Below are 14,869 nucleotides of genomic sequence, written 5' to 3' on the forward strand. Positions count from 1 at the left end.
AGAGGTGTATAAGAGACAGGCGCCTGCGCCGCCGGAGCGGCACCGGTAGGCGCCTCCGGTCCAGGTCGGCCCTGCCCCGGACGCGACGCCACGGCAGGCCCCTCGGCCCGAGCCGGCGGAGAGCCGGGAGCAGCCCCTGGCGCAACTGCCGGTGCAGCCGCGTTCCGCGCCGGCGCGAGCGCTGCCGCAGGCTGGGCCGGTCGCGGCCCCTGGAGCTGCACGCCGGGACGCGGCGCGAATCCGCCCGGCGGCTTGGTGACGATCGACGCGCTGGGCGGAACCGCCGCCTTGCCCTGCTGAATTAGCGCGGCCCGGTGCAACGCCGCAGCCGGCAGCGCGGCGCCGATCACCGCACCGGAGGCGACAGCGGCTGCGGCGACAGCCGGTGCAGCCGTGCCGGGAGCTGCGACGGCAGGCCCGGCCTGCGGACTCACCAGCGGAGCTGTCGGATTGGCAGCTACCGGGGGCGGCTGATTGATCACCTGGTTGATCACCGTGGTGTTGTGGATATTGGCGAAGATGATGTTGTTCGGCGGCGGCTGCACATAGACCGGCGGCTGGACATAGGCCGGGATCGGCACGAACAGCGGCCGCGGCAGATAGAACAGGCCGATCGGCGGCGGAGGTGGCGGCAGCTCCACGAAATCCGGCGGCGGCGGCGGCAGCAGGTACACCGGCGGAGGCGGTGGCGGCGCAAAGTCGAATTCCGGGTCGCTGAACATGAGAACCGGACGATCGACATAAACGATCTCGTCCGGAGGCGGCGGCGGCACGTCATAGTCGATCATCGCAAAGCTCGGCGGCGGCTCCAGGGCGGCGGCGAGGATCTCCAGTCGGCGCCGCGCATCGGCCGCGTGCGGACCGCGCGGATAGCGGCGCAGATACGACCAGTAGGCGTCCGGCGTATCGACCCGGTAGGTACGACGCCAGGTGATCGCCTCGCGGCGGGCCGCGACGATCGCCCTCACCCGCTTGGCCAGCGGATCGTTCGGATAAGCGGCAAGAAAGTCCTCATAGGCCTGCAGCGTGTCGCGATCGAGCGCCGCCGCAAACGCCTCCTGCGCGCCGAAATCGCGGATCGGCTTGGCCCGCAGAGTCTGGTCGACCGCAGCCATCGGCGGCGCGTCGGGCGCACGGTCGAAGAACATGAAATTGGAATCGATGGTCCGCGTATCCCACGGCAATTGCGCGCCCTTGGTGTTTTCGTTGACGCGCAGCCGGACGCGGTCGAACAGTTGCGGCAACGTCAAGCCGCCGGTGCGGATCATCTCGGCCAGCGCCTGGGCATAGACGCCGTAAGCGCCGCGCTCGTCCGGCGCCACCGTGCCGGGCGCGGCGTTGAAGGCGATCAGCATCTTCGGATTGGGCTCGACCATGGCGAGCCCCGAGGCCACCGATCCCCCGGGCACGAACGGCTGCTGGCGCGCCAGATCGAGCACCACGACGCTGGTCTTCAGCGGCAGCGCCGCGAGCTGGCGCAGATAGTCGCCGATCCGCAGGCCTTCGGTCGGAATTTCGGTGTCGCGCGACAGCCGCGTATCGACCGGGATGAAGTAGTTCTCGCCGGCATATTGCACGCCGTAGCCCGCCAGATAGATCGCCGCGACGGTGTCGGGACCGGAGTCCTCGGCCTTCTTCAGAAAGTCGCGGAAGGTGCCGCGCAGCGTGTCGCCGTCGAGATCGCGTGCGCCGGTGACATCGAAGCCGGCGGCCTGCAGCGTCTGCGCGATCAGGCCGCCGTCATTGGCGGCAGTGGACAGTGGCCCCTTCGCATAGGCGCCGTTGCCGATCACCAGCGCGATGCGCTTTTCCTGCGCCTGCGCGCGGGCATGATCGATCGGGGCGACGAGAAGGACGGCGAGAAGGACGGAGGCGAGAGACAGAGCGGAGGTGAGACGCATGGCCGGGGACCCGATTCATGGGCGCCCTTGGGACCGACGGAGCGCCGCCGCACGCATTTCAGCGCGCCGCAATCTGAACGGCAATTGAATAAATCACGCCTCGAATAAGGCAGCACCGGTCGCGTGGATCACGCAGCCGATGCGCCGATTGGGTCCGTGGCCTGAAAAAGGCTTACAACGTCTCGACGTGCTCGACGCCGCTGACCGCTTTGATCGCGCCGGCGATCTGCGGCGAGACCTGGAAGCGCCCTGGAATCTCGAATTCGACCTCGGTCTGCGGATCGAGCCGCAGCACCAGCGCGACGTTGCCGCCGGCGGTGCGAGATTCCGACGGCTGCAGGCGCTTGGTCAGCGACTCCAGCGGTTTGGTGTCGCGCAGGAAGATGCGCAGCCCCTTCTGGGTCTTGGCCGCCGCGGCGTCGAGCAATTCGGCGTGCAGAACGCGGGCGCGAACATCCTCGCCCTGGAGTTCGGCGCCGAGCTGCAGCAGCACCGCCGCCCCGGGCTCCAGCACGTCGCGATATTGCGCCAGCCCTTCGGAGAACAGCACCGCCTCGAAATGCCCGGTCGGGTCGGACAGACCCATGATGCCCATCTTGTTGCCGGTCTTGGTACGCCGCTCCATCCGCGACACCACCGTGGCGGCGACCTTGCCGGCGGTGGCGCCCGACTTCACCGCCTTGCAGAACTCGGCCCACGATTGCACCCGCAACCGCTTCAGCGCCGTGACGTAGTCGTCGAGCGGATGGCCGGACAGGAAAAAGCCGATCGCGTCGTATTCGCGGCGCAGCCGTTCGGCCGGCAGCCAGGCGTCGATCTGCGGCAGAATGATCGACGGAGCATCCGACAGCCCGCCGAACATGTCGTTCTGACCGCTGGTCGCCGCTTCATGATTGCGCTGGCAGGCGGCGACGATGGCATCCGCAGCGGCGGACACCACCGCGCGGTTGGAGTTGAGGCAATCGAACGCGCCCGCGGCAGCGAGACACTCGACCACGCGCCGGTTGATGGCGCGCGGATTGACGCGCGCGGCGAAGTCGGCCAGCGAAGCGAACGGCTTGTCGCCCCTCGCCTCGACGATCTGCTGCACCGCCTGCAGCCCGACGCCCTTGAGGCCGCCGAGCGCGTAGTAGATCGTGTTCGGCCCGACCTCGAAGGTGGCGCCGGAATGATTGACCGACGGCGGCTCGACCTTGATGCCGAGCCGCTGCGCCTCGGCGCGGAATTCGCTCAGCTTGTCGGTGTTGTGGATTTCCAGCGTCATCGACGCGGCCAGGAATTCGACCGGATAGTGCGCCTTCATGAAGGCGGTGTGGTACGACACCAGCGCATAGGCCGCCGCGTGGCTCTTGTTGAAGCCGTAGTCGGCGAACTTGGCGAGCAGATCGAAGATGGTGTCGGCGGCGTCCTTGGCGACGCCGTTCTTGACCGCGCCTTCGACGAAAATCGCGCGCTGCTTGTCCATCTCGGCGCGGATCTTCTTACCCATCGCGCGGCGCAGCAGGTCGGCGTCGCCGAGCGAGTAGCCGGCCATCACCTGCGCGATCTGCATCACCTGTTCCTGGTAGATGATGACGCCGAACGTCTCCTTGAGGATCGGCTCCAGCATCGGATGCAGGTATTCCGGCTCCTCGTCGCCGTGTTTGCGGGCGCAATAGGTCGGGATGTTGGCCATCGGGCCCGGGCGATACAGCGCCACCAGCGCGATGATGTCTTCGAACCGGTCGGGGCGCATGTCGATCAGCGCCCGCCGCATGCCGGCGCTTTCCACCTGGAACACGCCGACCACATCGCCGCGCGCCAGCATCTGATAACTCGGCGCGTCGTCGATCGGCAGCGTGTGCAGATCGACATGGATGTCGCGCTGTTTCAGGAGCTTCACCGCGACGTCGAGCGTCGTCAGCGTCTTCAGGCCCAGGAAGTCGAACTTCACCAGGCCCGCCGGCTCGACCCACTTCATGTTGAACTGGGTCACCGGCATGTCGGATTTCGGATCGCGATACAGCGGCACGAGATCCGACAGCGGGCGGTCGCCGATCACGATGCCGGCGGCGTGGGTCGAGGCGTGGCGGGTCAGGCCTTCGAGTTTCTGGGCGATGTCGAAAGCACGCGCCACGATCGGGTCTTCGTCGCGCGCCGCCTGCAGTTTCGGCTCGCCCTCGATCGCCTGCTTCAGGGTGATCGGCGCGGCGGGATTTTGCGGCACCAGCTTGGTCAGCTTGTCGACCTGGCCGTAGGGCATCTGCAACACCCGGCCGACGTCGCGCAGCACGCCGCGCGCCTGCAGCGTACCGAAGGTGATGATCTGCGCCACCTGATCGCGACCGTAGCGCTGCTGCACGTATTCGATCACTTCGCCGCGGCGGTCCTGACAGAAGTCGATATCGAAGTCCGGCATCGAGACGCGTTCGGGATTGAGGAAGCGCTCGAATAGCAGGCCGAATTTGATCGGATCGAGATCGGTGATGGTCAGCGAATACGCCACCAGCGAGCCGGCGCCGGAGCCGCGGCCCGGACCGACCGGAATGCCGTGCGCCTTCGCCCACTTGATGAAGTCCGACACGATCAGGAAGTAGCCCGCGTATTTCATGCGGGTGATGACGTCGAGTTCGAAGGCGAGCCGCTTGTGGTAGTCCTCTTCCGTGGTGCCCTGCGACAGGCCGTGGACGCTGAGCCGCTTGGCCAGGCCCTGCTCGGCTTGGCGGCGCAGCTCGGCGGCTTCGGCGGCGGCCGCTTCGGCGGCATCGCTGACACCGGCGCCGACCGTGAACAGCGGCAGGATCGGCTTGCGCGTCAGCGGCCGGTAGGCGCAGCGCTGCGCGATCTCCACTGTCGAGGCCAGCGCCTCGGGCAGGTCCGCGAACAGCACCGCCATTTCGGCGCGGGTCTTGAAACGGTGATCGGGCGTGAGCTGAACCCGCTCGGTCTCGGCGATCAGCTTGCTGGAGGCGATGCAAAGCAGCGCGTCGTGGGCTTCGTAGTCGTCGGTCGAGGCAAAATGCGGCTCGTTGGTCGCCACCAACGGCAACCCCTTGTCGTAAGCGAGATCGATCAGCCCGGCTTCGGCACGGCGTTCGGCGTCGGTGCCGTGACGCTGCAGCTCGACATACAGCCGGTCGCCGAACGCCCGCATCAAGCGTTCGCAGCGCTGCGCGGCAAGCGCCGGATCATTCAGCACCGCCAGCGAAATCGGGCCGTCCGGTCCGCCGGTCAGCGCAATCACGCCGTCGGTCTCGCCATCGAGCCAGTCGAGCTTGATGTGCGGCGCCTGATTGACCGGCGTTTCCAGGAACGCCCGCGAGTTCAGCCGCATCAGGCTGCGATAGCCCTGCTCGCGCGCCGCCAGGAGCACGATCCGCGAAGGTTCGCTGAGCGCGCCGTGCCGGGCGTTCGGATCCTGGTCGCCGAAATCGATCCCGAGCTCGAGCCCGACGATCGGCTGGATGCCGGAGCCCGACAGCTTGTCGGAGAATTCCAGCGCCCCGAACATGTTGTCGGTGTCGGTGAGCGCCAGCGCCGGCTGATGGTCGGACTTCGCCAGCTCGGCGAGCTTGGCGATTTTCATCGAGCCCTTCAGCAGCGAATAGGCCGAGTGGACGTGCAGATGGACGAATCCGGCGTTGCTCATCGGCGCGGCGGCTCTTCAAATCGAATGGCAGATCGGGGCGAGAGGTGGGCGGAGCCGGCACCATCGCGGTTGCCGACTCGGTAAGCCGATGGTGGGCTCCCCCACCTTTCGCCGCAAGCGCCGGCGGGACGCTTATCCCCGCTATGCCGGGTCCATCGCAGCGCCACCTCGCTCGCCCGGATCAGGCCTGCGCCAGGACCTGGGCCCACACCGCGACCATGCCGATGAACAGTGCAATCGACGTCAGCGCCGCAGCTTCCTGGATGAAGATCTTCAGCATCGTCCCGCTCCCTGACTTCGTGAACATAACAAGAACATTGTTCTTCTTTCGTTCCAGAGTCAAGCGAGGGCCGTGCGACGCAACCCTGATCGTTAACGAGCCGTTACTATCCCCGGAATTCACCGCGCGGCGCGGATTGACGATGATCGCGGAATGGCGCACGGACCGAAGCGGACGCGCCCTCCGGGCAAACGAGCGGCGCGCGCGGGAGCGGAGACGACGATGCGATTTGGAGCGATCGTGCTGCTGGCCGGGCTGGCGCTGCCCGCAGCGGCAACGGCACAGCCTTACGACAACTATCCGGTCTGCCTGCGGGTCTACGGCCCGGTCCGCTACGACGAGTGCCGCTACGTCTCGATCGAGCAGTGCCAGCCATCGGCCTCGGGGATCGCCGGACAATGCGTCGTCAATCCATGGTATCAACCGCCGGCGGGGCCGAGTGCCCGCCGCGCCCAGCGGCGCTGAACCGAACGAGATGCGCCGGGGCCGCCGGCGTCATAGACTTCTGCAAGACTGGGACTTCTGCAAGACTTGCAGGCATCCCGAGTCGCCAGCAAGGCGGACTGCCGCTCACCAAGGATACCAACGACGATGCGCAAGCTGTTCCTGATCGCGATGCTCGCCGGCCTCGGCCTCACCACCACCGCGGAAGCGCGAGACTATCCCGTCTGTCTGCGGGTGTATCAGAGCTATCACGACTGGTACGACGAGTGCAGCTACGACACCATGGCGCAGTGCCGGATGTCGGCTTCAGGCCGCCACGCCGATTGCATGACCAACCCGTGGTACACCGCACCGCAGCCGGCGAAGAAGAAGCTCCGCAAGCACCGCCGCCAGCATCGGCAGAACTGAGGCCCGCTGCACGCCCCTCAGGCCAGTCATTCCGGGGCGCGCGCCAGCGCGAACCCGGAATCCCGAGATGTTCTGCGTTGATGCGCTGCACCCTGCACCGCGGGATTCCGGGTTCGCGAACTTCGTTCGCGCCCCGGAATGACGCGCCAATGACCGGCGGAAGCCGAGCCGCCCTATTCCAGTTCGACGACCACGCCGTTCTGCAGCGACACACGGCGGTCCATGCGGCCGGCCAGTTCCATGTTGTGGGTGGCGATCAGCATCGCCACCTGGGTCGCCTTCACCAGCTGCATCAGCGCGTTGAACACGTGATCGGCGGTGTGCGGATCGAGGTTGCCGGTCGGCTCGTCGGCGAACAGGACGCGCGGCGCGTTGGCCACCGCGCGGGCGATCGCCACCCGCTGCTGCTCGCCGCCCGACAGCTCCGCCGGCCGGTGGGTGATGCGGTCGCCGAGCCCGAGATAGGCCAGGATCTCCTTGGAGCGGCTGATCGTCTCTTTGCGTTTCAGGCCGCGAATCATCTGCGGCATCATCACGTTTTCCAGCGCGGAGAACTCCGGCAGCAGCCGGTGCGACTGATAGACGAAGCCGATATCGGTGCGGCGGATTTGGGTGCGCTCGGCATCGGTCAGCGCCGAGGTCGCGGCGCCTCCGACATAGACCTCGCCGTCGTCGGGATGCTCGAGCAGCCCGGCGATGTGCAGCAGCGTCGACTTGCCCGAGCCGGACGGCGCCACCAGCGCCACCGACTGGCCCGCCCACAGCGCCAGCTTGGCGCCGTCGAGAATCGTCAACGTCGCCTCGCCTTGCGAATACTGCCGCTTGATGTCGTGCAGATACACGACGGGGATGTCTTCGGCGCCCTGCTCCATCGTCTTTCGCCTTACTCGTAGCGCAGCGCGTCGACCGGATCGAGGCGCGCAGCGCGCCACGACGGGTACAGCGTGGCCAGGAACGACAGTGTCAGCGCCATGATCACCACCGCGCTGGTCTCGGCGAAGTCGATCTCGGCCGGCAGCTTCGACAGGAAATACAGTTCAGGCGAGAACAATTCGGTGTTGGTGACCCAGGACAGGAACTGCCGGATCGACTCGATGTTCAGGCAAACCAGGACGCCGACCAGGAAGCCGGTCAGCGTGCCGACCACGCCGATCGCCGCGCCGGTGATCAGGAACACCCGCATGATCGAGCCCTGAGTCGCGCCCATGGTGCGCAGGATCGCGATGTCGCTGCCTTTGTCCTTCACCAGCATGATCAGGCCGGAGATGATGTTGAGCGCCGCCACCAGCACGATCAGCGTCAGGATCAGGAACATGACGTTGCGCTCGACCTGCAGCGCGTTGAAGAAGGTGGCGTTCCGCTGCCGCCAGTCGACCAGGAACACCGGTCGCCCCGCCGCCTCGGTGACGGCCTTGCGGAAGGCGTCGATCCGGTCCGGATTGTCGGTGTAGACCTCGATCGCGGTGACGTCGTTGGCGCGGTTGAAATACGCCTGCGCTTCCTTCAGCGGCATGAACACGAAGGTCGAGTCGTATTCCGACATGCCGATCTCGAACACCGCCGCCACCTTGTACGGCTTGATCCGCGGCGTGGTGCCCATCGGCGTCACCGCACCGCGCGGCGCCACCAGCGTGATGCTGTCGCCGGCATGCAGCGAGAGCTGATCGGCGAGCCGCCGGCCGATCGCGACGCCCTGGCCGTCGTCAAAGCCTTCCAGCGTGCCTTGCTTCAGGTGATTGGCGATCGACGACAGGCGATTGAGATCCTCGGCGCGGATGCCGCGCACGAACACGCCGGAGGCATTGAACGGCGACGACGCCAGCGCCTGACCGTCGACCACCGGTGCCGCCAGCTTGATGCCTGATACACCGCTGATCCGGTCGGCCACGTCCTTCCAGTCGGTCAACGGACTTTCCAGCGGCTGCACAAGCAGATGGCCGTTGAGGCCGAGAATCTTGTCGAGCAGCTCTTTGCGGAAGCCGTTCATCACCGCCATCACGATGATCAGCGTCGCCACCCCGAGCATGATGCCCAGGAAGGAGAAGCCGGCGATCACCGAGATGAACCCCTCACGCCGGCGCGCACGCAGATAGCGCCCGGAGAGCAGCCATTCGAATGGCGCGAAAGGAGGGGTCCGAACAGGCTCGTTCATGGCGTGATCCATAGTCCGAATTTCACACGATTCGGGCTTTATCTGGCCGACGCCGCCCTCGCCGCTTAGGCCCGCGGTGGATAAGTGCCTATTACGTCAGACGTGAGACCACATCGGCCAGCGCGAGGTTTTCACGCGAGCCGTCGCTGCGCCGCTTGAGTTCGACCTTGCCTTCGGCCAGTCCGCGCGGTCCGACGTGGATCTGCCACGGAATGCCGATCAGGTCCGCGGTCGCAAACTTGGCGCCAGCGCGCTGATCGGTGTCGTCGTACAGAACGTCGACGCCCTTGGCGGACAGCTCGCGATACAGCTGCTCGCAGGCCGCGTCGGTCGCGGCATCGCCCTGCTTCAGATTGAGGATCGTCACCCGGAACGGAGCCACCGCCTCCGGCCAGATAATGCCGTTGTCGTCGTGGCAGGCCTCGATGATCGCGCCGACCAGCCGCGAGACGCCGACGCCGTAGGAGCCGCCATGGATCGGCGCATCGGTCCCGTCCGGACCGGTGACGTTGGCCTTCATCGTGTCGGAATATTTGGTGCCGAAATAGAAGATCTGGCCGACCTCGATGCCGCGGGTATTGAGGCGGTTGGCCTCCGGCACTTCGCTCTCGTAACGCGCCGGCTCGTGGACGTCCTCGGTCGCCGCATAGACCGAGGTCCACTGCTTGATGATCGGGGTCAGGTCGCCGTCGTAATCGACGTCCTCGCCCGGCACCGGCAGGTTCAGCACGTCGCGATCGATGAACACCCCGGACTCGCCGGTCTCGGCCAGCACGATGAATTCGTGGCTGAGGTCACCGCCGATCGGGCCGGTCTCGGCGCGCATCGGGATCGCCTTCAGGCCCATCCGCGCGAAGGTGCGCAGGTAAGCAACGAACATCTTGTTGTAGGACTTGCGCGCGCCGGCCTCGTCGACGTCGAACGAGTACGCGTCCTTCATCAGGAATTCGCGGCCGCGCATCACGCCGAAACGCGGACGCTGCTCGTCGCGGAATTTCCATTGAATATGATAGAGATTGAGCGGCAGGCTCTTGTAGGACTTGATGTAGGACCGGAAGATCTCGGTGATCATTTCCTCGTTGGTCGGTCCGTACAGCAACTCCCGCTTATGCCGGTCGGCGATCCGCAGCATCTCCGGACCGTAGGCATCGTAACGGCCGCTCTCGCGCCACAGGTCGGCGAGTTGCAGCGTCGGCATCAAAAGCTCGATGGCGCCGGCGCGGTTCTGCTCCTCGCGGACGATCTGTTCGATCTTCTTCAGCACGCGATGGCCGAGCGGCAGCCAAGCGTAGATGCCGGCGGCCTCCTGCCGCAGCATGCCCGCGCGCAGCATCAGCCGGTGCGAGACGATCTCGGCCTCCTTCGGGTTTTCCTTCAGGATCGGCAGGAAGAAGCGCGACAAACGCATAGGATTTGCTCGGAGAATCGGGTGGAAGTTGAACTTGTGTCAGTGAAACCGGATCGGACGCCAAAACACAAGGGCGCGGGCCGCGCAGTTCGGCAATTCGGGCCGGATTCGCCGCGCTGCGGCGCGGGCCGGACGCGGTCCTAGCACGGCGGCCCGGTGCTCGGCACCCGACTATCGAATCACGATCGGGGCTTCGAGGTTCACCTTCTCGAAATCCGAGATCAGCACGCCCAGCGTCAGCGTCCACGTCCCCGGAACGGGCGCCGTCAACCGCGCCTGCCATTGTCCGTCCGCAGCTTTCTGCGCCTCGGCGCTGAGCGGCTCGATCCCGGCGTCGGGATTGGCCAGCGTCACGGTCAGCGCCTGCGCGGCAAGCGGCGCCTCCTCGGCCGTCTGCAGCAGCACTTCGATCTCGACAGGCCCGGCTCGGGCGGGCGCCAGCGTCACCGTGGCCATCGCCCGCTCGGTATGAAGATGCACCATCTCCGAGGCTGCTGCCGACTGAGATGCGGCGCTGCGCGGCGGCGGGGTGAACCGCCACAGCCCGACCACGCCCAGGATGGCAATCACCAGCACCAGCTCGGCCACGATGCTGGCCCGCATTCTCCGCACCGCCGGAGCTTCGCCGGCCAGCAGCAGCGGCGTCAGCCGCACCCGGTTCCACAGCGCCAGAGCGAGCAGCACGCAAACCAGCGCCAGCTTGGCGATCAGCACACGGCCATAATCGCTCTGCCACAACGCATCGATCCGCCCGAGTTCGATCACCGCGAGCGCGACGCCGCTGATCAGCAACATTACGATCGCCAGCGGGATCGTGCGCGAGAACCGCCGCAGCGTCGCCGGCGCCGTGTCGCGCTTGCCGATCGCGAGCGCGAGCGGCAGCAGCGCGCCGATCCACAGCGCCAGGCTGACGCCATGCACCCACACCGCAGCGGATGCGAGCGCGCGCGGTTCAGCCGTGGCGGCATGGCCGCTGACCGCGAACGCCGTCCCCAATCCAGCTACCGCGCCGAGCGACAGCAGCCGCGCATTCCAGCCGCGCCAGCGCAGCGACAGCAGCGCCACCATCAATGCAATGCCGGACAGAGCCGCGGTGTCTCCGAACGAGCCGGCCCCGCCGGCCCGCCATACCGCCGCCTCGCCGATGCGGGAAAGCGGCAGGTCGAGCACGTCCAGCCCCTGCAGACCGACCGAGAGAGTGAGCGCAGCAAGACCGAGCAGCGCGGCGGCGGCGCAGCCAGCTCGCGCACCGCGCGACGGGTCTGCGGCGATCCAGCCGAGAAATGCCGCGCCGCCGACCGCCATCAGCAGCGTCAGCTCGAACGCAATCCGGGTCAGCCAGATCGCGGTGCGACGCATCGGATCGTCGGGCACCTCGATGGCCGGCAGCCTTTGGCCGGGCGTGCCGATCCAGAACGTCAGTGCCCCGCCGATGGGATGGCCGTCAGCGGACGACACCCGCCAGCTCAGCAGGTGGGCGCCCTCGCCCAGCGGCGCCGGCGGCTTGAAGCGCAGCGTCGTGCCGTCCTGGTCGATCGCGCTGACCGGATGGCTTTGGCCGCGCGGATCGATCAGTTGCAGCCGCAGCGCGGTGACCGGCTCGTTGAAGGTCAGCGTGAAGCTCTGCGGCGCCGCCGCCAGCACCGAATTTGTGGCGGGATCGCTGGCGACCAGGCTTGCATGCGCCGCCGCGAGCGCCGGCCACAGCATCACGGCGATCACCGTGATCCAGGCCAGCCAGCGCCCGCGGCGGCGCGTCTGTCGGCGAGTTCCCGTCACGGCGCTTTCGATTCGAGCCGCAGCGCCGGTGCCGGCTCGTGCAGCGCGTCGGACTTCTGTCCCGCGGCCGGAATCTCGATCCAGCGCGACACGCCCTTTTCGCATTCCTGCACCACCGGGAAGTACAGCGTCTTGCCGGCGGCGGCGGGCAGCTTCATCACCAGACCGAAGGTGTCGTAGAGATTGTCCGGGAGCGGCCCGCCGCGCCATGTCACCTCGTCGACGGTTTCGGTGATGGTCTTGCCGTGCAGCTTCGGCTGTTCGCCCTCGATCTTGCGCGTCTTGATGTCGACCGACCAGCCCGGCTTCATCTGCGGCTTCACCGACAGCACGCCGTCCGGAATCTTGACCCGCACCGCAAGCGTGGCGCTGCCGTCGCAGCCGTGCGGCACGCTGAACGCCGCCTGGAAGTAATTGCCGGCAACAGCTCTGTTCGGCTGCAGCGTGACGTGGGCCAGCGCCGGGGCTACCCCAAACGCGGCGGCCACAAAGGCCGCCGCTCCCAAGACGGATCGGGATCGCATCACTTCTTCATCCCGTGACCGCTGTGATCCATCGTGCCGTGATCCATCTTCATCATGCTGCCGCCGGCATCGCCCGGCGCCTTGGCGCCGACGCCTTCGACGTCGAGCGTGACCTGCACCTTGCCGGCCTTTTCGAACTGCAGCGTCATCGGCACCTTGTCGCCCTGCTTCAGCGGGCCCTTCAGGTCCATCAGCATGATGTGGTAGCTGCCCGGCATCAGCGTCACGGTCTTGCCGGGCTCGATCGCCAGGCCCTTGTCGAGCGGACGCATCTTCATCACGCCGTTGTCCATCGACATCTCGTGGATCTCGACCTTGCCGGCGATGTCGGCGCTGCCGGACACCAGACGGTCGGCGCTGCTGCCCTTGTTCTGAATCGTCAGGAAGCCGCCGGCGACTTTGGCGCCGCCCGGAGTGGCGCGGCTCCACGACTGGCTGATCACCAGATCGCCGGCCTTGACCTCGGCAGCCTGCACGGCGGCGGTGGACAGCAGAGCGGCGACGGCGACGGATGCGAAGCTGCGAATGAACATCTTCATGGGAGGATCTTTCTTTCGTTGAGGACTGAAAAGGGAACGCGCCGATGGCGTTCCCCGTGCTGCGGGGACAAGCGCCGGCGGGCGAGTGCCGATGATGAGACAGGCGGCCGAGGCCGCGATCAGGCGAAGGCAGCAATCCGGGCCGGCGGCGCGCGCGCCTGAGCATGGGCGAACGATCGAGTGTCGATTGGCGCGGCACCAGCAAGGCGCCACACCACCTTCTGTGCAAATCGCGCCGCCACGAAGTCCTGCGGCGGCAGCGCCGGCACCGGTGCTCCGCCGAGCGAGAGCGCACAGATCACGCAGCAACCGCCGCCATGGCTCAGCGGACCACTGTCCGAAGTCGGCCCAGGCTCCGCCATGGCCGCACAGAGCGGCGCCACCGCGACCGGATCGGCAATGGCGCTGGCAATGAAGCGCACTGCACTGATCGGCGCCAGAATCTGCACCAGCACCACTGCGGCAACCAACGGAATCATCCGCCCGAAACGTCGGCTCAGCGAGGCTCGTGCTTTGGGTGTATGAATTATCATGCAGGTTGATTGCGGTCTGCGAGGGAGTGCAGCATCGCACAGGTCGACAACCGCGCCAAACGAAACTGCCAAGCGCGCGCAACAGGCCTCTTATCGTTCATTTCGCGCTTTGCCTTAAATTTGAACATTCGTTGCCGAGAATGATGACAAGCCGCTTAGAATAGGCTACCAATAACAGCACAGGCTGAGCTTTGCGGCGAAAGTCTGAGTGGTCCAAGTCTCGGGAGGAACCCTGACGTTCACCAACGAACGTCGCCCCGGCCAAAGATACGAACAACTATTCGGGGTAATTACAGGGTCGACAAGTTTTTGAGCAGGGCGCCGCGCCCTGCTTTTTCTTTTTCGGCGCCATTTCGGCACTATTTTTCATTGTACGAATCGCCAAGCGCGCGGGGCGCACGGGGCAGCTTGCATCCGATGGCGTTGGCAGACTTGAGTCGTTTGAATACGAACTGATCGGATCGGTCGAACGTATCGAAACCGACCTCTCGCGAATCGCGCGCGCATCCGATGGGCTCGGCGATGATGCGCCGCGTTGCGTGCTGCTCAGCCGCTACAGCGGCACATGCATCAGCCTGGCGAGACGATCGATGCTGAGCCAGCCGGCGTGATACGCGTACAGCGCGACGGCGAAGATCACGGCCGAAATCACCGTGGTCAACAGCGCCTTGCGCGCCAGAAGCGTCGCCACCGGGGCGCCCGGATCGGTGCCGGGTGTCGCCCCCTCACCTCCGCTCTCGGCGTGATTGCGCACGCCGAACGGCAGCGTCACGAACAGCACGGTCCACCACAGCACGAAGTAGATCGCGAGCAGTCCGGTGATCGTGGCGACCATGGCTCAGGCTTGTTCGATCTCGACCAGTGCGCCGGAGAAATCCTTCGGGTGGAAGAACAGCACCGGCTTGCCGTGCGCACCGATCTTCGGATTGCCGTCGCCGAGCACCCGGGCGCCTTCCTTGGTCAGGCGGTCGCGCGCTTCGATGATGTCCGGCACTTCGTAGCAGACGTGGTGGATGCCGCCGTCGGCATTGCGCTCGAGAAACTTGGCGATCGGCGAGGATTCGCCGAGCGGCTGGATGAACTCGATCTTGGTGTTCGGCAGAGTCACGAACACGGTGATGACGCCGTGCTCCGGCAGCGGCACCGCCTCCGAGATCGCAGCGTCGAAACCGCCGCCATAGACCTTGGCGGCCTGCACCGCATCCTTCACCGCGATCGCTACGTGATTGAGCCGCCCGAGCATGTCACCCTCTTTTGCTTGTTGGTTTCTTGG

13 protein-coding genes are annotated in these 14,869 nt (G+C 66.4%); 2 read left to right on the top strand and 11 right to left on the bottom strand.

Annotation, left to right across the window (positions count from 1 at the left end; translation table 11 throughout):
- Positions 1-1,901: caspase family protein (locus tag DY468_RS08935; RefSeq protein ID WP_164604388.1), on the bottom strand; the 1,901-nt coding region annotated here is incomplete at its 3' end.
- Positions 1,902-2,073: 172 nt separating this feature from the next.
- Positions 2,074-5,529 (bottom strand): DNA polymerase III subunit alpha, encoded by a 3,456-nt coding sequence (dnaE, locus tag DY468_RS08940; RefSeq protein ID WP_164604390.1) that lies wholly within the window; start codon positions 5,527-5,529, stop codon positions 2,074-2,076.
- Positions 5,530-6,031: 502 nt separating this feature from the next.
- Here dnaE and DY468_RS08945 point away from each other — a divergent pair.
- Both DY468_RS08945 and DY468_RS08950 read left to right on the top strand, forming a co-directional pair.
- Positions 6,032-6,274 (top strand): DUF3551 domain-containing protein, encoded by a 243-nt coding sequence (locus DY468_RS08945; protein WP_164604392.1) that lies wholly within the window; start codon positions 6,032-6,034, stop codon positions 6,272-6,274.
- A 126-nt stretch (positions 6,275-6,400) separates the two neighbouring features.
- Positions 6,401-6,661 (top strand): DUF3551 domain-containing protein, encoded by a 261-nt coding sequence (locus DY468_RS08950; RefSeq protein WP_164604394.1) that lies wholly within the window; start codon positions 6,401-6,403, stop codon positions 6,659-6,661.
- Positions 6,662-6,834: 173 nt separating this feature from the next.
- On the opposite strand, the gene DY468_RS08955 is transcribed toward DY468_RS08950, so the two are convergent.
- The 9 genes from DY468_RS08955 to mce form a co-directional block, all read right to left on the bottom strand.
- Complete coding sequence (locus DY468_RS08955; RefSeq protein WP_164604396.1) at positions 6,835-7,533, bottom strand: ABC transporter ATP-binding protein; 699 nt, start codon at positions 7,531-7,533, stop codon at positions 6,835-6,837.
- A gap of 11 nt (positions 7,534-7,544) precedes the next feature.
- The gene (locus DY468_RS08960; protein ID WP_164604398.1) at positions 7,545-8,825 is read right to left on the bottom strand and encodes a lipoprotein-releasing ABC transporter permease subunit; all 1,281 of its coding nucleotides are present in this window, start codon (positions 8,823-8,825) and stop codon (positions 7,545-7,547) included.
- Between the two features lie 79 nt (positions 8,826-8,904).
- Entirely contained in the window at positions 8,905-10,221 is a 1,317-nt protein-coding gene (proS, locus tag DY468_RS08965) for a proline--tRNA ligase (RefSeq protein ID WP_164604400.1), read from the bottom strand.
- A gap of 171 nt (positions 10,222-10,392) precedes the next feature.
- Positions 10,393-12,000: a copper resistance CopC/CopD family protein gene (locus tag DY468_RS08970; protein WP_349644262.1), complete on the bottom strand. Its 1,608-nt coding sequence runs from the start codon at positions 11,998-12,000 to the stop codon at positions 10,393-10,395.
- The gene (locus DY468_RS08975; RefSeq protein WP_164604402.1) at positions 11,997-12,524 is read right to left on the bottom strand and encodes a YcnI family protein; all 528 of its coding nucleotides are present in this window, start codon (positions 12,522-12,524) and stop codon (positions 11,997-11,999) included. The genes DY468_RS08970 and DY468_RS08975 overlap by 4 nt, the downstream gene beginning before the upstream one ends.
- Positions 12,524-13,063 (bottom strand): copper chaperone PCu(A)C, encoded by a 540-nt coding sequence (locus DY468_RS08980; RefSeq protein ID WP_164604404.1) that lies wholly within the window; start codon positions 13,061-13,063, stop codon positions 12,524-12,526. Before DY468_RS08980 ends, DY468_RS08975 begins: the two co-directional genes overlap by 1 nt.
- A gap of 119 nt (positions 13,064-13,182) precedes the next feature.
- Entirely contained in the window at positions 13,183-13,542 is a 360-nt protein-coding gene (locus tag DY468_RS08985) for a DUF2946 family protein (protein ID WP_246700928.1), read from the bottom strand.
- Between the two features lie 607 nt (positions 13,543-14,149).
- Positions 14,150-14,431 carry a DUF1467 family protein gene (locus DY468_RS08990; RefSeq protein ID WP_164604408.1) on the bottom strand — a complete coding sequence of 94 codons (282 nt, stop codon included), beginning with the start codon at positions 14,429-14,431 and terminating at the stop codon, positions 14,150-14,152.
- Between the two features lie 3 nt (positions 14,432-14,434).
- Positions 14,435-14,839 (bottom strand): methylmalonyl-CoA epimerase, encoded by a 405-nt coding sequence (mce, locus tag DY468_RS08995; protein WP_164604410.1) that lies wholly within the window; start codon positions 14,837-14,839, stop codon positions 14,435-14,437.
- Positions 14,840-14,869 lie beyond the last annotated feature (30 nt).

It is taken from the genome of Rhodopseudomonas sp. BR0M22, from assembly GCF_010907035.1.
Classification (GTDB): domain Bacteria; phylum Pseudomonadota; class Alphaproteobacteria; order Rhizobiales; family Xanthobacteraceae; genus Rhodopseudomonas.

Coding starts and splice junctions, on each gene's coding strand:
- dnaE (WP_164604390.1), bottom strand. CDS start 5,529: ATGAGCAACGCCGGATTCGTCCATCTGCACGTCCACTCGGCCTATTCG.
- DY468_RS08950 (WP_164604394.1), top strand. CDS start 6,401: ATGCGCAAGCTGTTCCTGATCGCGATGCTCGCCGGCCTCGGCCTCACC.
- DY468_RS08980 (WP_164604404.1), bottom strand. CDS start 13,063: ATGAAGATGTTCATTCGCAGCTTCGCATCCGTCGCCGTCGCCGCTCTG.
- DY468_RS08955 (WP_164604396.1), bottom strand. CDS start 7,533: ATGGAGCAGGGCGCCGAAGACATCCCCGTCGTGTATCTGCACGACATC.
- DY468_RS08985 (WP_246700928.1), bottom strand. CDS start 13,542: ATGATTCCGTTGGTTGCCGCAGTGGTGCTGGTGCAGATTCTGGCGCCG.
- DY468_RS08975 (WP_164604402.1), bottom strand. CDS start 12,524: ATGCGATCCCGATCCGTCTTGGGAGCGGCGGCCTTTGTGGCCGCCGCG.
- mce (WP_164604410.1), bottom strand. CDS start 14,839: ATGCTCGGGCGGCTCAATCACGTAGCGATCGCGGTGAAGGATGCGGTG.
- proS (WP_164604400.1), bottom strand. CDS start 10,221: ATGCGTTTGTCGCGCTTCTTCCTGCCGATCCTGAAGGAAAACCCGAAG.
- DY468_RS08945 (WP_164604392.1), top strand. CDS start 6,032: ATGCGATTTGGAGCGATCGTGCTGCTGGCCGGGCTGGCGCTGCCCGCA.
- DY468_RS08960 (WP_164604398.1), bottom strand. CDS start 8,825: ATGGATCACGCCATGAACGAGCCTGTTCGGACCCCTCCTTTCGCGCCA.
- DY468_RS08990 (WP_164604408.1), bottom strand. CDS start 14,431: ATGGTCGCCACGATCACCGGACTGCTCGCGATCTACTTCGTGCTGTGG.